General features: G+C 52.3%; 19 protein-coding genes and 1 tRNA gene. 11 read left to right on the forward strand and 9 right to left on the reverse strand.

Going from position 1 to position 25,710, the window contains the following annotated elements; all coding sequences use genetic code 11:
* The first annotated feature begins 172 nt into the window (after positions 1 to 172).
* From nifV to R2K28_RS07395, 8 genes are all read left to right on the forward strand, one after another.
* On the forward strand, positions 173 to 1,327 hold the full coding sequence (nifV, locus tag R2K28_RS07360; protein WP_316368820.1) for a homocitrate synthase: 1,155 nt from the start codon (positions 173 to 175) through the stop codon (positions 1,325 to 1,327).
* Positions 1,324 to 2,118: a serine O-acetyltransferase gene (gene cysE, locus R2K28_RS07365; RefSeq protein WP_316368821.1), complete on the forward strand. Its 795-nt coding sequence runs from the start codon at positions 1,324 to 1,326 to the stop codon at positions 2,116 to 2,118. Before nifV ends, cysE begins: the two co-directional genes overlap by 4 nt.
* A gap of 2 nt (positions 2,119 to 2,120) precedes the next feature.
* Positions 2,121 to 2,645 (forward strand): hypothetical protein, encoded by a 525-nt coding sequence (locus R2K28_RS07370; RefSeq protein WP_316368822.1) that lies wholly within the window; start codon positions 2,121 to 2,123, stop codon positions 2,643 to 2,645.
* Between the two features lie 20 nt (positions 2,646 to 2,665).
* The gene (nifW, locus tag R2K28_RS07375; protein ID WP_316368824.1) at positions 2,666 to 3,013 is read left to right on the forward strand and encodes a nitrogenase-stabilizing/protective protein NifW; all 348 of its coding nucleotides are present in this window, start codon (positions 2,666 to 2,668) and stop codon (positions 3,011 to 3,013) included.
* Positions 2,997 to 3,455 (forward strand): nitrogen fixation protein NifZ, encoded by a 459-nt coding sequence (locus R2K28_RS07380; protein ID WP_316368826.1) that lies wholly within the window; start codon positions 2,997 to 2,999, stop codon positions 3,453 to 3,455. The genes nifW and R2K28_RS07380 overlap by 17 nt, the downstream gene beginning before the upstream one ends.
* Positions 3,452 to 4,321, forward strand: a complete 870-nt coding sequence (gene nifM / locus R2K28_RS07385; RefSeq protein WP_316368828.1) for a nitrogen fixation protein NifM — start codon at positions 3,452 to 3,454, stop codon at positions 4,319 to 4,321. Before R2K28_RS07380 ends, nifM begins: the two co-directional genes overlap by 4 nt.
* 9 nt (positions 4,322 to 4,330) lie before the next feature.
* Complete coding sequence (gene clpX, locus R2K28_RS07390) at positions 4,331 to 5,608, forward strand: ATP-dependent Clp protease ATP-binding subunit ClpX (protein WP_316368830.1); 1,278 nt, start codon at positions 4,331 to 4,333, stop codon at positions 5,606 to 5,608.
* A 291-nt stretch (positions 5,609 to 5,899) separates the two neighbouring features.
* Positions 5,900 to 8,398, forward strand: coding sequence for an ATP-binding protein (locus R2K28_RS07395; protein ID WP_316368832.1), 2,499 nt, complete (start codon positions 5,900 to 5,902; stop codon positions 8,396 to 8,398).
* Between the two features lie 46 nt (positions 8,399 to 8,444).
* On the opposite strand, the gene R2K28_RS07400 is transcribed toward R2K28_RS07395, so the two are convergent.
* The 3 genes from R2K28_RS07400 to R2K28_RS07410 form a co-directional block, all read right to left on the reverse strand.
* Complete coding sequence (locus R2K28_RS07400) at positions 8,445 to 10,331, reverse strand: response regulator (protein ID WP_316368833.1); 1,887 nt, start codon at positions 10,329 to 10,331, stop codon at positions 8,445 to 8,447.
* A gap of 14 nt (positions 10,332 to 10,345) precedes the next feature.
* Positions 10,346 to 11,410, reverse strand: a complete 1,065-nt coding sequence (locus R2K28_RS07405; RefSeq protein WP_116448547.1) for an HD domain-containing phosphohydrolase — start codon at positions 11,408 to 11,410, stop codon at positions 10,346 to 10,348.
* 358 nt (positions 11,411 to 11,768) lie between these two features.
* Positions 11,769 to 12,560, reverse strand: coding sequence for a response regulator (locus tag R2K28_RS07410; protein ID WP_316368835.1), 792 nt, complete (start codon positions 12,558 to 12,560; stop codon positions 11,769 to 11,771).
* A 170-nt stretch (positions 12,561 to 12,730) separates the two neighbouring features.
* On the opposite strand from R2K28_RS07410, the gene R2K28_RS07415 reads away from it, so the two are divergent.
* Entirely contained in the window at positions 12,731 to 13,597 is an 867-nt protein-coding gene (locus tag R2K28_RS07415; protein ID WP_316368836.1) for an ATPase, read from the forward strand.
* 12 nt (positions 13,598 to 13,609) lie between these two features.
* Positions 13,610 to 14,680, forward strand: a complete 1,071-nt coding sequence (metA, locus tag R2K28_RS07420; RefSeq protein ID WP_316368837.1) for a homoserine O-succinyltransferase MetA — start codon at positions 13,610 to 13,612, stop codon at positions 14,678 to 14,680.
* Between the two features lie 77 nt (positions 14,681 to 14,757).
* On the opposite strand, the gene R2K28_RS07425 is transcribed toward metA, so the two are convergent.
* The 4 genes from R2K28_RS07425 to R2K28_RS07440 form a co-directional block, all read right to left on the reverse strand.
* Positions 14,758 to 16,395, reverse strand: coding sequence for a DUF1501 domain-containing protein (locus R2K28_RS07425; protein ID WP_316368838.1), 1,638 nt, complete (start codon positions 16,393 to 16,395; stop codon positions 14,758 to 14,760).
* A gap of 34 nt (positions 16,396 to 16,429) precedes the next feature.
* A complete protein-coding gene (locus R2K28_RS07430; protein ID WP_316368840.1) occupies positions 16,430 to 19,165 on the reverse strand; it encodes a DUF1800 family protein in 2,736 nt (911 codons plus the stop codon).
* 490 nt (positions 19,166 to 19,655) lie between these two features.
* Positions 19,656 to 19,732: transfer RNA gene (locus tag R2K28_RS07435), tRNA-Asp, on the reverse strand.
* 41 nt (positions 19,733 to 19,773) lie between these two features.
* On the reverse strand, positions 19,774 to 20,580 hold the full coding sequence (locus tag R2K28_RS07440; protein WP_316368842.1) for an inositol monophosphatase family protein: 807 nt from the start codon (positions 20,578 to 20,580) through the stop codon (positions 19,774 to 19,776).
* A gap of 110 nt (positions 20,581 to 20,690) precedes the next feature.
* On the opposite strand from R2K28_RS07440, the gene R2K28_RS07445 reads away from it, so the two are divergent.
* Entirely contained in the window at positions 20,691 to 21,227 is a 537-nt protein-coding gene (locus tag R2K28_RS07445) for a hypothetical protein (protein ID WP_316368844.1), read from the forward strand.
* Between the two features lie 15 nt (positions 21,228 to 21,242).
* Here R2K28_RS07445 and R2K28_RS07450 read toward each other — a convergent pair whose 3' ends face one another.
* Positions 21,243 to 23,081, reverse strand: coding sequence for a sensor domain-containing protein (locus R2K28_RS07450; protein WP_316368846.1), 1,839 nt, complete (start codon positions 23,079 to 23,081; stop codon positions 21,243 to 21,245).
* Positions 23,082 to 23,908: 827 nt separating this feature from the next.
* On the reverse strand, positions 23,909 to 25,435 hold the full coding sequence (locus R2K28_RS07455; protein WP_316368848.1) for an inorganic phosphate transporter: 1,527 nt from the start codon (positions 25,433 to 25,435) through the stop codon (positions 23,909 to 23,911).
* Positions 25,436 to 25,710: the final 275 nt, after the last annotated feature.

Consider the following 25,710-nt stretch of genomic DNA (forward strand, 5'->3'; position numbering starts at 1 on the left):
ACTGAAGCAGTCACCCATGCATTTCGAGCTCAAACGACGATTGTCGCATATCCGACAATTTCCCCGGAGACGACATTCATTCGATCCACATGAGGATCATAACTCCTTAATTAATAGAATAAAAAGCTCATGGCACAGGGATTGCTATTACCCTTGTAACAAGGAGACAGCAATGCCCGAGACAGTAACCAAGGCCACAATCAACGACACCACCCTGAGGGATGGCGAGCAGTCCGCCGGGGTCTCTTTCACCCTGCAGGAGAAGCTGGCCATTGCCCGCTCCCTGGATGAGTTGGGGGTGCCGGAGTTGGAGGTCGGCATTCCGGCCATGGGCGAGGAGGAGCGGGAGGCCATTCGGGCTGTCGCTGCGAACGTAGATAACGCCCGCCTGATGGTCTGGTGCCGCATGCATAGCCAGGATATCGGTCACTGCTGTGATCTGGGGGTGCAGATGGTGGATCTGTCAATGCCTGTGTCCGATCAACAGATAGGTAAAAAGTTGGGGCGCTCACGGCAGTGGGTGCTTGAGCAGATCGCGCCTTGTATTGACGAGGCACTCGATCTCGGTCTGGAGGTGTGCGTGGGCGGTGAGGATGCCTCCCGGGCCGATCCGGAGTTTCTCTGGCAGGTGGTCGAGGCGGCGGAGAAGGCAGGTGCGCGGCGTTTTCGCTTCGCGGATACGGTGGGCATCATGGAGCCGTTTCAGGTCTACGATACCATCCGCGATCTGCGGGCCATCACCGATATCGAGATCGAGATGCATGCCCATGATGACCTCGGTCTCGCCACCGCCAATACCCTGGCCGCGATCCGTGGCGGCGCCACTCACGCCAACACCACGGTGCACGGGCTCGGGGAGCGGGCCGGGAATGCGCCCCTGGAGGAGGTGGTGATGGGACTGCGCCGTTTTCACGCCCAGGGCGGTGACATCGATATGACCCGTTATTCCAGGCTTTCTCAACTGGTGGAGCGCGCCTCCGGCCGCAGTGTCGGCTGGCAGAAGAGCCTGGTGGGCGCCGGGGTCTTTACCCACGAGGCGGGGATCCATGTGGACGGGCTGATGAAGGACCGTCTCAACTACCAGGGTGTGGATCCGGCGGACCTGGGTCGCGATCATGAATTCGTCCTGGGCAAGCACTCCGGCAGTCATGCGGTGATCCAGGCCTACGCCGACATGGGCATGGCCCTGAGCCGGGAGCAGGCCGAACTCCTGTTGCGGCGGGTCCGGCAACATGCCGTACAGACCAAACAGTCGCCGGCGGTAGGGGATCTGCGCCGCTTCTACCTGGAAATCTACACCGAGTCGTCGGAGTGGATGCGTCAATGATCAACAGTGAAGCCATCGCCGAGGTGGAAAGATCCGCCAAGCCACTCTCTCTCTGGCAACAGGTAGGCGAGGATATCCGCTGTGTCTTCGAGCGCGATCCGGCGGCCCGCACCCGCTTCGAGATCATGACTACCTATCCCGGGGTCCACGCCATCCTGCTCTATCGCATGGGCAACAGGCTGTGGCGCCGGGGCTGGCGCTATCTGCCGCGCCTGATCTCCTATATCGGCCGCATCTGGACCAGTATCGACATCCATCCGGGGGCCACTATCGGCCGCCGCTTCTTCATCGATCACGGTGCCGGGGTGGTGATCGGCGAGACCGCCGAGGTGGGTGAGGATGTGACCCTCTATCACGGGGTCACCCTCGGCGGTGTCTCCTGGAACAAGGGCAAGCGCCATCCGACCCTGGGTGACCGGGTGGTGGTGGGCGCCGGGGCCAAGATCCTCGGCCCCATCGAGATCGGCGAACAGGCCCGGGTGGGCGCCAACTCGGTGGTGATCACCCCTGTGCCTGCGGGCAAGACAGTGGTCGGGATCCCGGGCAAGGTGGTGAAGTCGAGCAGCAGTATGACCGACGGTATCCACGAGATCGACCTCAACCACCACCTGATACCCGATCCTGTGGCCGACGCCATCGGTTGCCTGCTGGAGCGCATTCGCCTGCTGGAGCAGGAGGTGGGGGTGCATGGCTGTATCCCCGGAGGCGAGGCCGCGGATGACGAATGTAACCGCTGCGATGCCAAGCTGGTCTGTGAGCCACCCCATCCAGAGACAAGGGAGGTTGACTGATCATGAGTATCGACCTATTGGAGTTCGACAGCGAGGAGCTCTACTTCGATGAGCCGATCGATGCAGATGCCAAGGCGTGTCTCGATCGGGCCGCTCAGGAGTACGGCACCGAAGGGGCGGAAGCAACCCTGCTGCGGGCCTACTTCCTGGAACCCGAACACCCGATGGTGCTGGTGGCCCTGTATCGCTTCTACTACTACCAACATCGACTCAAGGAGTCGCTGCTGGTGGCGGAGCGGGTGCTGAAGGTGATCGGCAAACGCCTGGAGTTCCCGGAGGATTGGCGGGACCTGAGCGAGCCGGGTATCGGCAGCGGGGTGATGATCTCCATGACCATGATCCGCTTCTATATGCTGGCCCTGAAGGGCGCCGGCTATCTGGAACTACGCCTGGGGCGCTATCAACCCGCCCTGGAACGCCTGGAGAAGGTGGCGGAACTCGATGCCAAGGACCGCCTGGGTACACAGGCTCTGCTAACAGTGGTTCGAAACGCCCTCAGCCAAGAGGGCGGTGTGACAACCCATTAATTGATGAACGGGAGACGACCATGAGTGAGACTGAATTCGAGCTGGATATGGATGAGCTCAGCAGCGCCGAGGATTTTCTCGAGTACTTCGGTATCGATTACGATCCATCCGTAGTGCATGTGAATCGCCTGCATATCCTGCAACGCTTCCACGACTATCTGGATGGGGTGGAACAGATGCCCCAGAGCGACAAGGAAAAGCACACCCTGTATGCCGGGATGCTCAGCAGTGCCTATTACGATTTCGTCGAATCGGACGCCCGGACCGAGAAGGTGTTCAAGGTCTTTCACATGCATGAGCCGGTGACCGTCACGGTGCCGTTACTCGATCTTACCCAGCAGGTGGCCCCCGTTGCGCCCAAAGTTTGAATATGGTGCACAGGTGCGGGTGGTGCGCAATCTGCGCAACGATGGCACCTATCCCGGCGAACCCACCGGCCGGCTGCTGGTGAGACGGGGCAGTGTGGGCTATGTGCGCGACGTGGGCACCTTTCTCCAGGACCAGCTGATCTATTCAGTGGATTTCCTGGATGACAACCGACGGGTCGGCTGCCGGGAACAGGAGCTGCAACTGGCCACCGATCCCTGGATTCCAACCCGTTTCGAGTTCAGGGAGAAGGTGACACCGACCATGCCTTTGGGCATCCAGGGCGAGGTCATTGCCAATCCAGGTGATCCGGGTGAGATCGAAAAGGTGTTGCAGCACCATCCGGGCGGCCCCGCCTACCATGTACGCTTCAGTGGGCGGACCCTGCAGGTGCCGGAAACGGCCTTGGCGTTTTTAAGCCCAGACACGATGGAGGTTCCATGACCTTGGCTGAGCAGCAACCGGAAACCCTGCCTGAGTTCAACTACCATATGTTGCGCAACGCGCTCAATGACTATCAGAAAAATCTGAGTCAGCTTGAGCCGATGCAGTACCAGGAGATCTATCGCAAGGCGAGCAAGAGTTACGAACTCGAGTCCTTGGTAATCGCATCTCCCGAGGCGGAGGGTGTGGTCGTCTCCCAGGAACAGCTCGACAGGGAGGTGGATGAGGTGGCTGCACGCTATGGCAACCGTGATGAATTCATCGAAGATCTGGAGGGAAATGGCCTGGATGAAAGCAGTTTGCGTAAGGCGCTCTATCGGGAGCTTGTGTTCGATGGGGTGATGCAACGTGTCGCCGCCAACAGTGCCGACGTGAGCGACCTGGATATCCATCTCTTCTATGAGATGCATCATGACCGATTCTCGACACCGGAAACCCGCCAGGCAAGGCATATCCTGGTGACCATCAATCCGCAGTATGCGGAGAATACACCGGCAGCCGCATGCCAGCATATACAGCAGTTGCTGGAGAAGCTGGCGGGAAGGGGCAATCGCTTCGAGCAGTTCGCCAAACGCTATTCCGAATGTCCGACTGCCATGGAGGGGGGCAAGTTGGGGGATGTGAAGCGGGGTCAACTCTACCAGGAGCTGGATGGGGTACTCTTCAATATGCAGGAAGGCGAAATCAGCGACATCGTGGAAACTGAGCTGGGACTGCATATCCTCTACTGTGAAAAGATTAAGCCGGCCAAACGCCTGCCTCTGTCAAAGGCCTATCCACGCATACGCCAGCATCTGCAGGAACGGCATCAGCGCAATTGCCAGAAGGCCTGGCTGGCCAAGCTGCAAAAAGTTGCCCATACATAGGAGGGTGCGATGACCACAAGCAAGACCTTCTGCTCTTTTTGCAATCAGGAACAGACCGCCGATATCCCTTTGATTGCCGGAGTGGATGGTCACATCTGTGAGGATTGCGTGCGCCTGGCCTCGCGGGTCGTATCCAGCTGGGGACGCCGCCGTGCCGCCACAAAGCCCTTTAAACAGATACCCAAGCCGATTGAACTGAAGACAAACCTGGATCGTTACATCGTCGGTCAGCAATTGGCGAAGGAGACCCTGGCGGTTGCCGTCTACAACCACTACAAGCGCCTCAATATGGAGAGTGAGCGCACCGGTATGACGACGACCGACGATCAGGTGGAGATAGATAAGTCGAATATCTTACTCCTGGGTCCTTCCGGTACCGGAAAAACCCTGCTCGCCAGCACCCTTGCCAGGATCGTGGGTGTTCCCTTCGTCATCGCCGATGCCACGACCCTGACCCAGGCGGGCTATGTGGGAGAGGATGTTGAGAGCATCCTCGGTCGTCTGCTGGACAGCGCGGATGGAAATATGGAGCTTGCCGAGTGGGGCATCATCTATATCGATGAGATCGATAAACTGGCACGATCCGGAGAGACCTCACATGGTACCCGGGATGTTTCCGGGGAGGGCGTTCAACAGGCGCTGTTGAAGCTGGTTGAGGGATCGAAGGTCAAGTTGAATGCCAAGGGCCGCAAGGATCAGAATGATGAGCATGCCATGGATACGCGAAATATCCTGTTTATTGCCGGTGGTGCATTCGAAGGATTGCAGGCTATCCTGGAAAAACGCTTTAACCGGGGAAAAAACGGCATAGGTTTCCACGTGGATCCATCCCAATCCGATGCTGAGCATGATCCGCTGCAACTGTTTGAAGAGGTGCAACCGGAAGATCTGCGCCACTTCGGTCTTATACCCGAGTTCATCGGGCGCTTTCCCGTTATCACCGCATTGCATGACCTTGATGAACAGGCATTGGTGCGGATTTTGACTGAACCCAGGAATGCACTTCTCAGGCAGTATCAAAGGCTGTTCGAATTCGAAGGCGTGAAGCTAGAGTTCACCTCGGAAGCCTTAACCGCAGTGGCAAGAGACGCCATCCAGCGGGGCACGGGTGCGAGAGGATTAAGGTCGGTCATGGAGGGTCTGCTGCGGAATGTGATGTTCGAGATGCCTTCGCTTGAAGATGCCGTCCACTGCCAGATCGACGAGGCACATGTGAATGGTGAAAAAACGGTTAAACTTATGGATAATAAGGAAAACCAGCCGTTGCCCTTGAGCTGCAAGCTTTGAATCCTCAAATACTTTATTAATAATCCACTCTATAAGCTATCCATATCATAAGAAACGAAATCTCACTGCAGTACGCTGTTTTGACGACAAGTCGGGAAGCGGGCATCTATTGATGGCTCGATTGTTGTGGTAGTGTCTATTACTCTGGCCTTGAGGCTGCAGTAACCTATAATCCAATATCATAAGAATCCACAAATAATTTGTGGTGAATACTTTTGCTTACCTTTCGGGGGACATTGACGGTGATGTCACAGGTTTGCAAAAACATATAAGCAGGACGCAGCAATTGTCATGCAGATTAAAACTGTAATTAATCGATTGAAGAGCTCCCCTGGCCGGGAATGGGAGCAGTCGATTGTGCGCGTGGTGATTGCAACGCTAATGATTGGTTACTGCCTGTCATTGCAACTCCTCCCACCTGTGGATGAGGGGATTAAACAACTTTGCATTATCAGTTCACTATATCTGCTTATCGCGTTCTGTATTGTTGCTGCCATATCCATCGATCCCAAACGTTATCGATTGCGTCGTCAGCTGACCATTCTGTTCGATGTGGGCATGGTCACCTGGGCAATGCTGGTAGGTGGGGAATATGTGGCAATGCTCTATGTATTCTTTCTCTGGATCAGTCTGGGTAATGGTTTTCGTTTCGGTACGCCTGCACTGCTTCTGGCCAGTGGACTGAGCATGGTCGGGTTCGGCATTGTAATAACGAACAATGAATTTTGGCAGCAACACCCGCTTATGAGTAGCGGCCTGCTAGTCGGGCTCTTGATAACTACCCTGTATGTCACCCTGCTATTGAGACGTCTCGAACATGAAAAGTTGCAGGCAGAATCGGCGAGTAGGGCAAAGAGCCGTTTTCTGGCGAATATGAGCCATGAAATTCGCACCCCGCTGAACGGTGTAGTCGGCATCACTGATCTGTTAGCGGGAACCCCGATGGGCATCGAACAACGGGAGATCGTGCGTACTCTACAGGCATCAACCGAGACTTTGCTGAGTCTGATCGAAGACATTCTGGACCTTTCGAAAATCGAAGCAGGCAAGGTGGAGGTTTCCCTTAAAGATCTCGACATTCGTCAATTTATTGAAGATATTCTTGCCATGATGCGGCCCAGCGCCGACGCTAAATTGATTAAATTGAAGAGCTGGATCGATGTGGATATCGCCCCGGTGGTGCGTACGGATCCACAACTATTGAGACAGATACTGATCAATCTTCTTAACAATGCCATTAAGTTCACTGACAAGGGGAGCGTGACATTGAAACTCTCTCCCGGCATTGAAAAGCCACATCAGGTTGGCGATTCCTGGTTAATGTTCGAGGTGATCGATACTGGGATTGGTATATCGGAATCTCAGCAAAAACAGATATTCGATCGTTTCAGTCAAGCTGACGATGAAACGGCGCGTCGCTATTCAGGTACTGGATTAGGTACATCGATCACAAAGCAGTTGGTTGAGCTACTGGGGGGGATGATCGAAGTCGAAAGTCAACTTGGTTCAGGTAGTCGTTTCTGGTTTGAATTACCGGCACTGCCCGGAGATCTGGCGAACAAAGGGATACGTCTGGATGAAGTCAAGGTGCTTTTATTTGCAGATCTGCAAGCAGACGAGATCCATGTTCTCGATCATCTGCAAGAGCTGCAGATGATAACGAAAGTATGCACCAGTGTTACTGATGGCTTCCTGGAGTTATTGAATGCGGAAAAGATGGATTCTCCCTTCGATATCGCGATTATAGACAATAATTACACTGGTCTTGCAACCGATGAACTGGTCAGTGCAATCAGGGCAGAAAAAAGCCTGGACAGCCTTTCAATAGTTTGTGTAAGAGATGATGACAAGACAAGTGATGGTGATGGTTGTTGCGCGGTCGTTTCACTTCCCATTACCACAGAAAAGCTGAAGCAAGCATTCAATTATGTACTCAATGCGAAACGCAGAGGCGTTGGGGGCGCTGGGACCAAGGTGTTTAAGTCGTTACAACGTAAAACCATACAATCAAACATATTGTTGGCGGAAGATAATATAATAAATCAGAAGGTGGTAACGAAAATATTACAATTGCAGGGCCATGTCGTTGATGTTGCTGCTAATGGAGAGCAGGCGATAGCACTGTTGGATACAAAGTCATACGATCTGGCAATAATAGACTTGCAAATGCCTGATGTCAGTGGCATTGATGTTATTAACCACTACCGTGCCATGCATGTGGATCAGGCTCAGATGCCATTCATGATTCTTACTGCGAATGCAACAACAGAAGCAATAAAACGGTGCGATGAGGTTGGCGTGAGTGCCTATCTGACAAAGCCGGTCCGTTCATCCCATCTGCTTGAGGTGGTAAATCGTGTGTTGGGTATAGAGGCGATGAATATTCCTCCCGACACATTGATGGAACAGCCAATAAGAGATGCTGGCTCAGTTAAGAGTCTCCAGGTACTCGATCATAAGACGCTTGCTGATTTAGAGAAGTTGAGTAGTGATCCGGGCTTTCTCCAGAGCATAACAGATAGCTTTTTGCGTGACAGCGATGCTTTGCTGGTAACGATGCAGAAATCTTTAGAGAACGGAAAGCTTCAGCAATTTCGTGATTGTGCGCATGCAATCGCAGACAATGCTTCCGGTATGGGGGCCTTCTCACTCAAGACAGTCTGTTCTGCGGCGTCCTGTATAGAGCAGCCAGAATTCGAAAACAGCGGGGTAATGATGTTGGCGAATATTTCCTCGACCTATTCAGTGACCTGTCAAGCCTTACATCACTATCTGCAGCACAGGCCCTAAAATGTCCAAATGACAAATCTTGAATCGGTATTGAATGCTGTTGGATCTATACGCGGTTGTTTTGCAACGCCGCAGCACGCTGCGAGAGATAATCGGAGTAGGCTTGTAAGGTGAGATTGAATGTTTTCTCTATTTCTTCCAGTACTTCATGGCTTCTATACTCGAACTCATATGCCCGTAATTTGGTTGCGTTACGGTTCAGTTCATACAGGGCAAAAGCACCAAGTTGGCCTGCGCTATCCAATAGAATTTGTGCCTGATCGAGAAACAGGCCAAATTGTTTTCTCTCCACCGCTTGATGCATGGTGCGTAATATGACAGACCCTTCAGCCTCAAAAATCTTGAACAAGTCATTAATGAAAGAAACGCCACTATCAAGACGCTCTAACCGCAGGAGTGTCATGTGATCCAATAAGCTGGTGTTTTGAAACTGTCTTACATTGTTTTGGTCTGACGGCCTATGGTAGTTGCCGTGGGTGCGATCAGTTAACTGTTGTTGGGTGAGTATTGTGGGAATTATCTCCAGTAAATCATTCTCAACCACAGGTTTAAAGAGGCAGGCATGTACTCCTATCGAGCGGCACTGTTGCAATGTATCCGCATTGTTCTCATCACTGAGAAATAGAAAGGGTACCCACTGTTTGTGAGGTGTGGTAAAGCGATGTAGTTTGAGAACTTGGGTGCCGCTCATGATTGGAAGTTTGATATTAACAATCGCAAGATTGATAGGCAGCGCTTCAAGCGCATCAAGGGCTTGATCACCATCATCTGCCATGCGCACATGATATCCGGCCTGAATGAGTATTTTGCTAAGGTTTGTCCGTTCAGACGAAACGGCGTCGGCAAGAAGAATAATATCCTGTTTCGCCTGACTCTCTTTAAACGCTCTATGCTCAGAAAGGCTGAATACGTTGGCGTAGTCCGGATACTGCTGTTGTACACCATGGAGTGTACTGAACAGTTGGGCCTTATCAAGCGGGCTGTCGATTAGTGCATCATAGCCTGCTTGAAATAATTTTTGAGAAGGTTGATGGAGAGCGGTAGGGCCTTTAAAACAGATCAATCGCATGCCATCAAGTTTAGGCTCATCTTTGATGAGTTGTACCAGCGAGATTGGATCAAGGTCCAAACCATGCTGATCGACGATCAGGGTCGAGTAGGAGACAAATCTATTGACCTGAAAGCGTGAGAGCATGTGTCTAAATGCCTGAACGCAGTTTTTACTGGTGGTGTAGTCGTAGTCCCACTCGTTGAGGTAGTTGGACAATAAGTCGAGCCGCTTGTCATTATTCGATATTATCAGGATTCGCGGCCCACTCTTCTCCAAGACTGGGGATAGGTAACGGGGCTCCTGTTGCGGAATATAATCAGAATCCAAAGGTTCTCTATCTTCTGGATTGCCGGTTGTTGAATGGTTATGTTTGCGGATTGCCGCCTTTAAAAGCGGCAAGGTTGAATTGAGGCTGGCGGCTAAAACTATCAATAGGGATAGTGCGACCGCTGTTGCTGTGTCCAGTTGTAGCTGGGACAAGCTGGTGATGGCAAAAAGCATTGATATGAAAGCTGCCGGGATAGCGATAAGAGCATATCTCTGTCCCAGGGGTCTTGTCATAAAAAGCAGCCATCCACTCAGAAATAGCATCAAAGCGACGGGCAGACCGGCCAATACCATGACCCCCAGATAGACTTGATCAAGAATGACCAGCGGTCCATTCAAATGCAGAGGGAGATGGAAGGGCTTGCGAATGGTGATCAGCTGGGTCATCCGTATCAGGCTGTAAAACGAGGCAAGAGTAAGGGTTGCTACCTGATCGGCCGACGGCGTCAGCCAGAGAAATTGACCTCCCATGTAACAGATCACGATGCAACTTACGATAAGCGCCGTAGCGTGATAATAACTTCCTGTAGTGGATGGCTCTGCTGTAGCTGGCATGCGGTTATCCCTGGTTATGCTTCTGCATCGGTCCTTCTGGGGGTGGCTTTCAATGCATGATGAATCAACTCTACCTCATGCAGTTCACTGAGAAAGGCTTCGGCGCAGTCCGGATCAAAGTGCTTTCCTCGCTCATCACTAATATACTCAATCGCCTTTTCAATAGGCCAGCACTTTTTGTAGGGCCTGTCGGTTACCAGGGCGTCGAAGACATCTGCTATGGCGACAATTCGTGCCTCCAGAGGGATGTTATCCCCCTTCAGCCCGTTTGGGTAGCCATCACCATTGAATTTCTCGTGGTGATTGAGTGCTATCACTGCTCCAATCTGAATATACTTTGAAAGGCTGTCTTTGAGAATCTCGTAGCCCAACAGTGTATGGCGTTGCATGATCATGAACTCTTCCGCGGTCAATCGACCAGGTTTCAGCAGTATGGCATCCGGTATGCCAATCTTACCAATATCATGCATTGGTGCCGACTGGGCGATCAAATCGCAACGTTCATGAGTTAGGCCCAGACGATGGGCGATCAGCTTTGAATAACGGGATATGCGCAGGATATGGTTGCCGGTGTCCTCGTCCCGGTACTCTCCGGCTCTCGCCAGCCGCATCAGGGTCTCCTGTTCCCGGTCATGCAGTTCCTGGGTTGTTTTGCGTATTTCCCGCTCCAGCAACAGTGCCCGGTCCTTTATCAGTTTGCGTTGCAGGCTCATGGTGAGCATATTGTGACACCGGGCACGGCATTCCGTGTGATCGATAGGCTTGGTAATGAAATCGTTTGCGCCGGATTCCAGAGCAAGGTAGCGAATCGATTGATCCTCCACGCAGGTGACGATCATCACCGGGACATCATTGCAGCGGGGTATGCGCCTGAGCCACTTGATAAATTCAATGCCATCCATCTGCGGCATCTTGTAATCTGTGATGACTAGGTCGATATCATGGGTTTTGGCCCATTCGAGCGCCTGGGTGGGGTCTGCAAAGCAGGTTGAAGATACATCCTTATCTATAGTACCAACCAACTCCTGTAAAATCATACGGGTAATGGATTGGTCATCAATGATAAGTACTTGAGACATAATGACAAGGTTTCGCTTAATTATTGCTCGGACCCTAGGGTCATCTATACCACATTTGAATCCATCAGTTGTGGCAATGGTAGATATATTTTGATGGACAGGCCCTACTCGTTAACGGCATCATTGTGCAATGCTTGACTTATCCTTGATGAATCTCGTCAATCTGCGTAGATATAATGAACCCTCATCAGTATGCCTCAGGAAATTCAGCACTCCTTGCTTGTTACTGTAGTTAATCGATGGCAAATCCATCAGACATAGACAGTATGGTATTTTCGTTCCTGAATATTTCTAGAGTGATGTGAATTAACTTCCTGAAATGTTAACTTATTTTTGATTTTAATGCGAGTGGTAAAATTCACAAATCCTGCAGAATCTGTTGCAGTATTTGTTGAATGGATTCAGTTGTGAAGGGCTTGTCACAAATTGCTGATACCCCGGATTTCTGTACTGCCGCCAGTCGGTTTTCATTGGACTCACTGGTGACCATTAGGATTGGGAGACCGGGTTGACCGCTCTTGGTGCGAATATAATCGATCAATTCCTGACCATTCATCACTGGCATGTTGTAATCGGAAATGACCATGTCGTAGTAGTGTTGGCTGATCAAATCTGCAGCTTCAGCACCATCGCAGGCCTCGGAGATATTTTCAATTTCCATGGCCTCCAGGATGCGACGAATATGCTTGCGGGACATGCTGCTGTCATCGACTAGCAGAATTCGCAAGCCCTCGGTATCGATATCCTGGAGTTCCAGATTGGGCGTCTCTACGTAGTCAAGTGTGGCCTGCATGGCCAGGTAGAGGTCGTCACGGGTGAAGGGTTTTGGCAATATGGCGACGGCACCAGCCTGGCGGATCGGATCCAGGTAGGAGAGGCTGGTTTCACTGGAGATCAGCATAAATGCGCTCTGTAAGAGCTCTTCATCATCGCGCATCTCGAACACCAGGTCGGTCCCGGTCATATCAGGTAGGTAGAGGCTGCTGATGACAACGTCCGGTTTACTTGAGGGCAGGGCTTGCAGGGTGTCGTAACCATTGCTGAAGGTCTCGATATGACTGATTCCCAGTTCTGCGAGTTGCTTGGCAATCAGTTTGCGCTGGGTCTGTGAGGGTTCAACCAGGATGACTGACAGGTCTTTGATATTCATCCGCTTGCAATCAGTGTCTGGGTTATGCCTTGTGCAAATATATCTCGAATCATAGCAAGCTATTGGGGTTGATGTAGCAAGTGGTTTAGTGGTGCCGGGTGAATGGCAACTTTCCTAACACCCTGCTTGTCCGTAGAATTGGCAGCTAACAGCATTGGAGCGTAGCTATCGTGAGATTGAGTGTTGAACAATTTCGTGCCTGGGACCGGAAATGTATAACCCTGCTGGGTATGTCCGGTGTCGGCAAGACCCGTTTATCGAATCTGCTGAGGCGGAAGGACTGGTTTCACTATTCGGGAGACTACCGCATCGGTACCCGCTATCTTGACGAGCCCATTCTCGACAGCATCAAAGAGCAGGCCATGCAAGTGCCCATGCTGCGTGATCTTTTGCGCTCGGATTCTATATTCATTCGCAACAATATCGCCTTCAACAACCTGAAATCTGTCTCCACCTTCCTCGGCATGCTGGGCAATCCGGAGCTTGGCGGGATGTCGCTGAGCGAATTCAAGCGACGTCAGGGTCTACATCGACAGGCTGAGATCGCCGCAATGTACGATGTGCCGAGCTTCATCCGCAAGTCGCGCATGATCTATGGTTATTCCCAATTCATCAATGATGTGGGTGGAAGCTTGTGCGAACTTGATGAGCCAGGTTTATTGGAGTTTCTTGGCGAATATTCGCTGATTCTCTATATCAAGGCTTCCGAGAAGGATGAGGCGGCATTGATCGAACGCTCTCTGTCCCGTCCAAAGCCCCTCTATTATCGCGAGGCGTTCCTCGATGAACAGTTGGCTGAGTACATGCGAATCAACGCCTTGGACTATGTCTCTCTGATCGATCCATATGACTTTACACGCTGGGTTTTTCCGCGCCTGTTTCGCACTCGAATACCGCGTTATGAGGCAATCGCTCGGGATTATGGCTATACAGTGACGACGCAGGAGCTGTCCATGGTCAAGAGTGAATCCGATTTCCTGCAGCTGCTGGAAGCAGTTATCGATAGGGAATCCAATGCTCGCTCTGTAGCGCTTTAACGGGGAGTAGCCATGCCATTGGTCGCACATACTGAGTTACCTAGCTTCAATCGCCTGCGTCAGGAGGGACAGAATGTCCTTTCTCCTGACAGGGCGACCCATCAGCACATACGCGAGCTGCATATCGGCTTGTTGAATATGATGCCCGATAGCGCAATCGAGGCGACTGAGCGACAATTCTTCCGTTTGGTGGGGGAGGCCAATCCCATTGCACAGTTTTTTGTCCATCCATTTACCCTGGATGAACTGCCGCGGGGTGAAAAGGCCAGGGCGCATATCGATGCCTTTTACGAGACCTTTGACCAGATCAAGCGGGATGGCCTGGATGCATTGATCATTACCGGGGCCAATGTTTCGCACCCGAATCTGGCCCAGGAGGCGTTCTGGCAGCCCTTGACCGAGGTGGTCGACTGGGCCCATGACAATGCCACCTCCGTGCTCTGCTCCTGCCTGGCCACGCATGCGGTTATACAATCCCATCATAACCAGAAACGTACCCATATGGGGAACAAACTCTGGGGTGTCTACAGCCATCGGGTGATGGACCGGAAACACCCCCTGGTGAACGATGTCAACACCCGTTTCGATGTGCCCCACTCCCGTTTCAACCAGATTACCCGGGAGCAATTCCGACAGGCCGGACTCAAGGTCCTGGTGGAGAGTGAAGAGGGGGGTGTCCATTTGGCAGTCAGCCAGGACGGCTTCAGGGTAGTCTACTTCCAGGGTCATCCCGAGTACGACACCATCAGCCTGCTCAAGGAGTATAAAAGAGAGGTTACACTCTATTTCAACCGTATCCGCGAGGACTATCCTCCTTTTCCGGAAAACTATTTCAGCCTGCGTAATCAGGCGATTTTCAATGAGTATCGCGAGCGTCTCGAGTCAGCGAAATCACGCCAGGAGCCAATGCCCCCGTTTCCCGAGGCATTGGTCACCGATACCCTGGACAATACCTGGCATGATACGGCTGAGGCGGTGATCGGAAATTGGATAGGATTGGTCTACCAGATCACCCACCACATGCGGAATATCCCCTTTATGGAGGGCGTGGATCCGGACAATCCTCTCGGTCTGGAAGAGTAAACAAACATTGTCCGTAGCCAGGGTTGCCGGAGGGAAAATGAATGGATCCCGGCAGGTTCGCTAACTCACTGCAGTCCCTAGACAAACAGATCGGCATAGGCCGAATCGAAATCGGCCCCGGTCTGGAAATTCACCAGATTCGGGAACAGTGATCGCATCAGGGAATCGTCGACGCCGAACCAGCGGGCAATCGCTGCGTTGACCTGATCCTGGGCAGTAGTGGGAATGTAGCGTCCCTTGTCAGCGTAATCATCGACACCGCCAAGCCGCAGATCAGGCAGGGTGCCGAACAGTTTGCCCCCGTCCAGGCTACCCGCCGAGTGATTACCGACTCCCCCCATCACCAGTTGGTTCGAGGCCCAGGCATGATCGGTGCCATCCCCGTTATTGGTCAGGGTACGGCCGAAATCGGACATGCTGAAGGTGGTGACTTGCTGGGCATATCCCAGCTCTTCCAGCGCCTTCTGAAACTTCCACAGGCCAATACTCAGCTCCCGCAACAACAGGGGATGGTTTTGGGCTTGACTGGCGTGGGTATCGAATCCATCCATCCGGACTAGGAAAATCTGCCTGTTATAGCCTGGTCCCAGAACCCCGGAGGCCCCCATATGGATCATCTTTGTCACCGATTCAAGCTGCTCGATCAGGGTTCCTTTGATATTGCTGGAAAAGCCCAACTGCTCATTGGTAGGAATGGAAAACAGTGCCTGGCCATAGGAATCGGTGGTGGCAAAATCGATCTGGGTTGCCTGCCAGCTGCTCTCCAGAAAATCGAAGGTGGATACGGATTTGAGTAACAGGCGATTGTAGAGATCCTTGAAATAGTCACTTGTGGTCGGCGTATTGGCAGCGGTGAAATCGAGTCGACCGGTATTGCCTTGCACGCCGGACAGGGCATTGAACAATCCCCGCCGATCATCTCTGTCATTGCTGACGCCTGTTCTCAGGTGACCAATACTGGGTGGGCTGTCGGTCTTTAATACCAGCGGGGAGCTGTTTCGGCCGACCAGCATGAGGGCGCTGTTTAAATAGGATAGGTTGAGTCCAATTGGATTACTGTTGTTGATATCATTCCAGGCATCCGCGATACGTCCTGCCCAGCCAATATTGCCGAGATCATCGGCGCGCCCGGTTTGCAACTCCCGCTGCTGATGGTCGTGAGCGAACAGGAACTTCGGCAGTTCAGCACTCCCGGCGTGGATGTCTGCGCGGCTCACCGGTTCCACCAGGGTGCCGGTGTTCGCCACGATGCTTACCCGGTCATCGTGAATCAACTGGGCCAACTCCGGCATAATACCGTTCACCGCCAGGTCGATCCCCTTGGCCGTCAATGGATAGAGGCCTCGTGTATAGGCGGAACTATGACGTTGATTCAGGTTATAGGGATTGGCGCTGCCAGATCCCAGACTACCCTGATTCAGATTGGTATTGCCGCTTGTCACCGAGGAGAGGCCAAGGTCTGTGTCAGCGACTGCCAGACTCCCTCTTACAGAGGCATAATCCGTATAGCCTCTACCCGGCGCGCTTGCATAGGGTATCAGCATATTGAATGGGTCATTGCCACCATAGAGGAATACGCAGACCATTGCCTTGTAGTCTGAAAAGGCCGGTGCGGCGGCCTGACACGGCCTGGTGTAGGCGAGCTGGCCGAGAGGGCCTAACAGGCTCAGGCCTCCCATGGCTGTGGTACGTTTAAGAAAATCCCTGCGTTTCATTGCAATATCCTGATCAGTTGCATCGTATCCTGGTTTATTTTTGAATCATGTAGCTGCTGGAGGTGACAATCATGGTGATGGCATCACGAATCAGAGCGCGGGCCTCGGTGAATGAATTACGGTGGTTGGTGCCGGCACTTTCCAGCAGATAGTGCTTGAGTGCGGACCTGTAGTCAGATGACATCTGCCCGCCCAGCAGTAATAGGTCGAGATGATCGAGTAGGGCGTCAACGGCATTCGCCTTGGGCGTATCACCCTGGCTATCCGTGGATCTGTCATTGATCGATGCGAAGTCCCGGTTGCTGTCACCCTCCAGGGCCTGCTCGAAAATGGCCAACTCGGTGTCGAAATTGGTCAACAATATCTTTTCTGAATAGGTGTAGAACGAGCTGCCGTACTCGGCCAGGGTCTCTCCTGCCAAGTGGAGGACATAATTTTTTTCAAACCTGTGCAGGGTGCTGTAGATCAGGTTGTTGTATTCGATCAACATCTGATCTGTCTGTATCTGCAGCTCCGGCGCCACCAGGTTATGCGCCACAAAGCGGTTGTCTCTCGGAATGTGGTCCGGGCTGTAAAAGTTGAACACTGAAGGGGAGCGGAGAGGACCCTGCCCCAAACGTCTTTGCGGTGCCCTGATCCAATACACGCCGTTCATCGCCACACCGCCTTGACTGTTCCAGCCGTTCAAGGGTGTGGTGTGGACAGCCCGAAGCAGCTGGGTATACGCCAGCATTGGCTCCTTTGCCTTGCCATAGGACGGATCGATCAGATGACGATCGTCCCGGGCTTCCGGGTCGAGGAGTATGGCCCGCACCACCGCTCTCAGGTCACCCTTTACACCGTTGCCGTTGTTGTTGAAGACCTGCGCCACCCGCGCCAGATAGGCGGAGGATGGATTGGAACTGACGAGTCGCTGGATCAGATGCCTGCTCACATAGGGGGCGACATTCGGATGGCTGAACAGAACATCCAGTGCCCTGTCGAGACCGCTCTGGTCGCTGCCTGCATTGAGGGCGAAGGTCTGCCCCAGTAGCGTGACAGAGCCGTCGCCCCCCGCGGCAGCCTCGTCTTCATGGTGTTCCGAATGAAACACCATGGGTTGCGTGTAGTCGCCATCTCTACTGTTCAATCTCCCAAACCTGCTGTTTCTCGCCAGGTCCCAGCCCGTCATCACCTTGGCCAGCTCTTCTATATCGTTTTGCGTATAGGTGGGTACCAGATCGTTACCGGGATCGGGATAGCTGTTGCTGTCACCATCCCGGTTCGGACTGCCATCCAGGTTCAATTCATACAGCCCGACGGAGAATAGCTGGATCACTTCCCGGGCGAAATTCTCGTCGGGTCGGGCACCGGTTGCGAGGTCTGCCTTGCGGTTGCCCTGGTGCGAGAGGTAGACGCCCATGGCGGGACTTCGTGCAACCTCTCCCAGCAATCTCCGGTAGTTGCCGAATGCGTGCTGCACCAACAGGTCATAGTAGGCGGCCAGGGCTTCGCCACGGGATGCCAGAACCGGTACGCTATCCGAGGTGACCAGCAGCTGGCTCAGTGCATAGGCGACACGCTGACGCAGTTGATCGGAACCGATCTCGTTACTCTGGTTGGATGATCCCAGGGCATTCTCCCACCATGCGGCCATCTGGTAGTCCAAGGTTGTTCGGTCTGCGGTTGACTGGTTGAAAACACCGTTGGTGAGCCAATCGTTATCGGGTTCCGCCCGCAGGGCGATCTGGCGGGTGCGTTGCAGGTGGCTCAGCCAGCCATCGCCAGCACTGGAGTATGCGGATCTCATGGAGAGTTGACTATCGATCCAGCCAACCACACCCATTTGCTTGACCCGTTCGATATCTTCCCGGGTTGGCCCGTAGGTGGCTTGTGTCAATAGGCGGTGAGCCATGTTATCTGTCACTGGCCGCTGCTCCACGACGGTGAGGACAAAGCGGTTTTCGATACTCAACTCACCATCGGTGGCTGTGATTGTCAGCGGGTATGAATTTCCCAGCTCAGCCCAAGAGGGTTGTCCGGACAGGGTCTGTGTATCAGCCGAGAAATGTAACCAATAGGGAAGTTGCGAGACAGAATATCTCAACTCATCCCCATCGGGATCCTCAGCTTGTACGGTCAATGCATAGAGTGTATCAATGGGTAGTTGGGCATTGTTACCGGATTGGGTAAATCTGGGGGGGCGGTTGACCGACGTTATTGTAATAGTGACATTTGCGCTTGCCGACAGGGAATTCCCATCGCTGATGATATAGCTGAAACTGTCTGAGGTTGTAGCAGAACCGTCGTGACGATAGGTGACCCTGCCGTCGGCCTGCAACGTCACATCCCCATGCCTGGGGTTGCCTAGGGATTCGATTCTGAGTACAGAACCCTCACCAGCAGAATCATTATTCAGCAGGTGGAGTGTTACAGAGCCGCCCAGTTCCACACTGGCTTGGTCATCCACAGCAACGGGTGCCTGGTCCTCATTGACATAGGGTGGAATCAATATGGTGAGATCCACCTGGGCAGGGGCTGAGTAGGAAGCACCATCATAGGTAAGATAGGTGAAACTGTCAGTTGTAGCGGTCGAGCCATCATGCTGATAGACGATCAGGCCATCATCTTGGACGGTTATGGTTCCGTGTGAAGGAGCGGTTTCGGTCACTATTACTAATGGATCGTGATCCTTATCCCGATCATTCTGCAATACATCGATGACCGTACTTCTACCCTGTTCCAGGGTGGTGCTATCGTCAGTTGCAACCGGTGCTGTGTTTTCATCCAAACATCCGGACAGGACAAGGGATAATAGGACAGGTAGGATTGATGAGACAGTTTTCGACACTTCCATTTCTCGTTGCTCAGTGGATTCTGCAGTGGTTGCCAGGGCAACCAGGAATCGTGTTGTTGTTTGCTTGTTGGCGCTAAGAATAGGTTGTTGTTGTCCTGGAAATTGAGTAGTGCTTCATATTTTGTCTGTTTTATTATTCACTCAGCCAGTGAGTTGTGTGTGCTGCACAAATGCCACTAAAAAATGACATTGTTCATTCGACACCGGGGATCTGATGGGAAAGCTCTCATCTGAGTTATATCCCCCTCTGATCAGTCCGTAAGATCAGGAAAGCTGATTTGGCACGCGAATATAGTTCCTGAAATGTGATTTAGAATACTAGGGTCTGTTAACAGGCCCTAGTTCAGGCATTAGCGAGGGCTGGGATGCTGGAGGCTGGATCTGTCGCCAGTCTGGCGGGTGGGATCTTGATCTAAAAAAAAAATGGCGGAGCGGACGGGACTCGAACCCGCGACCCCCGGCGTGACAGGCCGGTATTCTAACCAACTGAACTACCGCTCCGTAGTTGAGAGCGCGATAGTTTAAGGTTTTTCGCGCTCAGGTCAACCCAAACCTTGCAGCCAGGAGTGCCAGGCTTCAAACAGCCTTTGGTTGGCCGCGCCGACTGCCATCTTTGGTTCCAGTCCGAGGCGAGACGAATCTGGCTGTGTGGCGGTTTTATCGCTCAGAGTGAAGCGGCCACCGGCTTCGCTAAAGATGAGCGTGCCCGCGGCATAGTCCCACAGCCTGGCGCCACCGTGGAGATAGAGCTGGAGTCGGCCCGCCGCCAGCCAGCACCAGTCGAGGGCCACACTGCCGATACTGCGTTGGGAGCGGTAGGGTGGGGCGGTTGCCAGGCGGGTCGCCAGGGGGGGATCGAGGCGCTTGAAATCGACCATGGCAACGCACTCTTGCAGTTGATCGAGACGACAGTTGATGCTCAACCGCTGTTGATTCAACCAGGCCCCAGACCCCTTTTCGGCGTGGAAGAGCTCATCTCTGACAGGGTCGTAGATAATGCCGATCACTGCCTCGCCATTTATCATATAGGCCAGGGAGACGGCAAAGCAGGGCATGCCGGATACAAAGTTTGCGGTGCCATCCAAAGGATCAAGACACCAAAAACCCTGATTTCCGTTATTTATGATTGCCATTTGATGCTCATATGACATCTCCTCACCCAATAGTGGAATCTGTGGGTAGTGGTGCTTTAATTCGATCATTATGCGTTGCTGTATCGCCAGGTCCGCTTGGGTGACGAGGCTCCCATCTGCCTTGACTTGGCGTTCACAGCTGTCGAATCGCGGTATCAGTTCCGAGCGTGCGCTCGCAACGAGCAATTCACACAGTAGCTTGGTGTCAATAGTCATGGTTTTATTATTTACCGCCCCTATTCGGTTTGCGTAATATCAACGCCAACCTCGGTTAATCGTGTCATATTCGATCACAGATCGATCGCATGCCTGGGAGAGAGCATACAATGATTTTCGACGTAGATGAGTCGGTTCGCAAGCGGGCCAAGACACCCCATGAGTTGTCGATGATAAATCTGGTGGGATGTCACCTGATTGCCGCACCTGCGGCAATCGTGCTGGATATCGGATTTATGGGGTTTTTGATTCCGCTGCTGCTGTCGCTCTCTGTCATCGGTTTTATCTGGTTTCGTGCCGGTGCTGAAACTGCATCCGGAGACTGGTTCGTTGCTGCACACTGGCGCCTCTCCGCCAATCGTACCCGTATCTTGATTATTGGTTATCTCATCAGTGCACTCATCTTGGGTATGGCAATGCTCGCCACCAGCGGCGATTCCAAAGGCGATATCATGATGGTGGCCATATCGCGGGTTGCGGTTGTTCCGGCGCTTATAACAGTCATGATCTGCTTTGTACTGGAGTCGGGGTCTATCTATCAGGCGGGGAGAGGCGAGGTGCCTGATGGTATCGTGAAGCGGATGCCACCACCTGATACACTATCCGCGGTTCAGGATGGAGTCGTTGGACAAAATCAAAGCGGGTGAGCCTGGTGCCGCTATTCAGTGGAGTCGCTTTGCACACTTATCCGCTGTCATCGGCCTTCCATAGCGGTAACCCTGCGCCATGCGATAGTCTGAAAGAATCAGATAAGTTTCCTGCTCGGCGGTTTCCACGCCTTCCGCTATCACTTCGATTCCCAGGCGATGGCCCAAGTCCTGGACGGTTTGAATAATCGCCTGATTGGCTTCGTCTGTGGTAATGTTTTGTAAAAATATCCTATCCAGTTTCAATCTGTCGATTGGCAGCTGCTTCAATCGCGCCAGAGAAGAGTGCTCGATACCGAAATCATCGATAGCAATGGCGATTCCCAGTTCCTTGATCTGTTGTAGTATCTCAGCAGCGCTTTCGATTTGATCGGTATAGAGACTTTCAGTGATTTCGATAGTCAGCCACTCTCCCTGGCAGTTTGTCTCTTTGAGGATATGTTGAATCGAGTCAACAAAATCCTTATGCAATAATTCACTAGCAGAAATATTTACTGCCATTGGTGGCGGGGTCAGGCCCATGCTGCGCCATGATTGAATTTGGCTGCAGACGTTGTGCAGTACCCACTGACCGATGGGGAAAGCCAAACCCACATCATCGGCCAACTCTAAAAAGTGGATTGGTGACACCAGTTCACGGCCCTCCTTATTCCAGCGTAGCAGGGCTTCCACACCGATCAATTTTCTTGAATGCAGTTCATATTGAGGTTGGTACAACAATAGGAAGTCGTCATCATTGACCGCGCTCTGCAGGGCTGCGATCGTATTCATCCGTTCTTGAATCAGCAGCGTCATGCTGGGATCGTATAGTTGATAACTGTTATGGGTTTGCCTTTTTGCCCGATACATAGCTGTATCGGCACTCTGCAGCAGTAGTTTGCTTGTCTTGCCGTCATTGGGAAAAAGACTGATGCCGATGCTGACGGATGGGTGGAGGCGTTTACCCTGGATGATTACCATCTGGTGAACTGACTCTATGATGTGTTCTGCCACGAAGGTGGCATCATCAGGGCGCCTGATATCCGCCAGCAGGATCACGAACTCATCCCCACTGATGCGCGAGACTACATCACCCTTACGGACAGCCTTGAGCAGGCGCCTGGCAACCACTTCGAGCAGTGTATCCCCCGCGTCATGACCAAGACTGTCGTTCACTTCTTTGAATCGATCCAGGTCGAGAAAGAGCAGGGCGAGCATGGAATGATTTCTTGCTGCCCGTGAGACTGCTTGATCCAACAGGCGATTAAACATGAACCTGTTGGGTAATTGTGTCAGGGTATCTTTTTCGGCAAGTTGCTGCAGTTGTTGTTTATTGCTGCGCAATTCATCCAGCAGTTCAAGATGTTCAGTGAGGTCCCTATAGGTAACGACAATACCTGTGTTGCGATCATTGCCATCCGATAACGGACTTGCCTGAAGTTCCATACGTAGGGGTTTGTCGCTTTTCTGAGGTATGTTATGGATGCTTTTTACTGGTCGGTTTGTCCTGATTACATCGCGAACCAAGCGTGCCGAGGGATTGATATATTTCTCGAACGCTTGCTCCTCCATACCATGATTGGAGAGGGTAAGTTTATGTGCGGCTTGATTTTGCAACACCAGTGACCTATCCGTGGAGTAGACATACAGTGGATCAGCTACACCATCTATTATGGATTGCAGATTAGATTCGTTGGTGCGCAGCTTACGCAGGAAATTTTCAATCAATAACCAGGCAAATAACACAATCAATGTAACGATAGCACCGGACCACCATAGTATTTCCCGAAAATCATTTTTCAGTACCGTGAGAAAGTTCCTATTCAGATGGATTCGTGCGCTGCCAACAGCATCACCTGTCTGTTCATTCAGCAAGGGGATTTCCGATATCAAGCAGTTCTCGCAGTATGATAATCCACGGGCTAAGTCGAGCGTATCGGTTCCCTTAGTTACAGTTGCACTGTTAATGCTGACCTCTAGGCGCTGCACTATCGGTGTCTGCGTTGTGGGATCGCGCAACAGCATTATCGAATCCATTGCCTGCTCTAATTTTTGTGTACTGGACTCTGTTTCATTACTTAAAAATCTTGCCAAAATACCTGCCTGTGCTTCAGCGATCGCATTGGTTTGGGCAGTCAATCGAGGTTCCAGACTGAATTGCCAATATGCAAAAATCAATAGGTTTAGAATTATCGCCAAGGTAATGAATACAGTTGCAAGCACGTGGCTGTGAGCCAGCATATCGAGACTGACTCGTAGGTGTTGGCTGCTATTCATATGAGAGTTGAGCCAGGCTATAGCATCTGTGCCAGTGCCGTATCGCATCTTGGACAGTGCTTGTCTCACGCCTGTTCAAATGGATTGATTGCGAAGCGCCATAAGGTGAATTGGTGAAAAGCCGAGCCTTGTCAGGCGGATCCAATGGATAGGTACTAGACGAATTGCGTTGACCGATATATAGCCATGAATGCAAAAATAACGCCTTGGCTCTAAAACTGCAGTTTAGATACATAATTCCTTTTGGCTGTTAACGATTCCGCCACTACACCGGACTTTTACTATGTCTGGCACATTTTTACAAATTAATGAGTTTTATGGGATTTTTGATCTTAATGAAGTATTAATATGGGAATGGTGTTACCAAACTCGTAGTGACCAACTAAAACACTAGAGATCTGAGAGCAAACTGGAGTAAAAATCATTCAAGCAATCAATAGGTAGATCAAAGAGGCCAAAGCGGCCGCTACAGGAACAGTGACAACCCAAGCCAGAATGATGCGTACAAAGGTGGAGCGTTTGACGATTTCCTGTCGGTAGAGTTTTTGTAGTGATGTTCGTTCCTTGGTGCTGAGCCTTAAGCGGCTGTCCGATCTATTCAGCTCTGTCAATAGGTGCCCTTTATCGTTAAAGCTTGCGTTGTCAAATTGACTGATAAAGGATTCGACCATGGTCTGGTCCCGGTATTGGTGTTGACGCCTCAGGGTCTCCAGGAGAATGGCATAATTTGTCTTCAATATTTCGCGTAAGAATCCGATACCGAATATTGCGCCAACTGCAGTATGGGTACTACTGACCGGGAGGCCGAACTGGCTCGCCAGCAGCACGGTAATGGTGACTGACATGACAATGCAGAATGCCCTTACCTGATCGAGTTCAGTGATCTCGCTACCGACTGTCTTGATAAGGCGCTTGCCATACAGAACCAAGCCTAGGGGGATACCGATTGCTCCAATCAATAATCCCCACATGGTGATGTTTGCGGGTGCGGACTCACCGTTGACAAGCAGCGCCTCATTGATTGCGATCACTGGGCCAATGGCATTCGCCACATCATTTGAGCCATGGGCGAAACTGAGCAGCCCGGCAGCGAATATGAGGGGGATATTGAACAGTCTATTGACGGCTGATTTGGTATTGGGAAGCAGGGCGGTACGCTGCAGGATGGTGGGTTTTGTCACCATGTAGACACCCAGACCGATGGCAAAGCCGCACATCAAGGCAGTCAGAAAATCGACCCGCCAACTCACTTTTACCCCTTTGATCATCAGATAGGTGGCGAAACTCCAGGCCATAAAACCCACCAGCAGAGGCAGTACCCTTCCCGCGGCCTGTGACATCTTCTCCTGATAGGTGATAGTGCGCTTGATAAGATAGAGCAGGAGTGCGGCGATGACACCCCCCAGTACGGGGGAGAAAAACCAGCCGATGGTAATAGTCGTCAGGGTATGCCAGTTGACGACACTCAGCCCGCCAACGGTTATTCCCGCGCCGAGAACGCCACCGACGATGGTATGTGTGGTGGAGACGGGGGTGCCCGTGAGGGTGGCGATATTCAGCCAAATTGCCGTGGCCAACATGGCGGAAAACATGGCATGGGTAATGGTTTCCGCGTCACTGAACTGATGGGTATCGACTATGCCTCGTTTGATGGTGCTGATTACCTCGCCGCCCGCAAGAAATGCGCCGGCGGCTTCAAACAGCGCGGCGAACAACATGGCTGCGGTCAGGCTGATCACCGCGGAACCCACCAGGGGTCCAATATTGTTGCCAGCATCATTGGCACCGATATTCAGGGCCAGATAACCGCCCAGAATGGCGGCCAGAATCATCAATAAACTGCTGTCGACACTACTGTAGAGATATTGATAACCGAGGCCAATGGCTAGCAGAAAGAGTAATGCGAACGCATGATGCGCGCTGTTGAGGGTAAGGTTCTGGGCCTTCAACATGCCTTAGGGCCTGTTAACACTAATCCAATGCGCCCCGCAGGAAGTGCCCTTGGGGTGCACTCTGCTGGGACTGTTTTTGCGCCCAGCAAGGCAGAATGAGCGTGGTGTAGCCCGGCTACATGAGCGAATGATAACGCCGCTGGGCGCAAAAACAGCCCCAGCCCTTCGGGTTGCGCCCCGAAGGAAGTGCCCTTGGGGTGCGCCTGAAAAAGCGCCACTCAGCGTTGCTCGTCGTTCATTTGGAGTGACCAAACTTCTCTCCTCGCGCCCATAGG

This window comes from Candidatus Thiodiazotropha sp. CDECU1, from assembly GCF_963455295.1.
Classification (GTDB): Bacteria; Pseudomonadota; Gammaproteobacteria; order Chromatiales; family Chromatiaceae; genus Thiodiazotropha.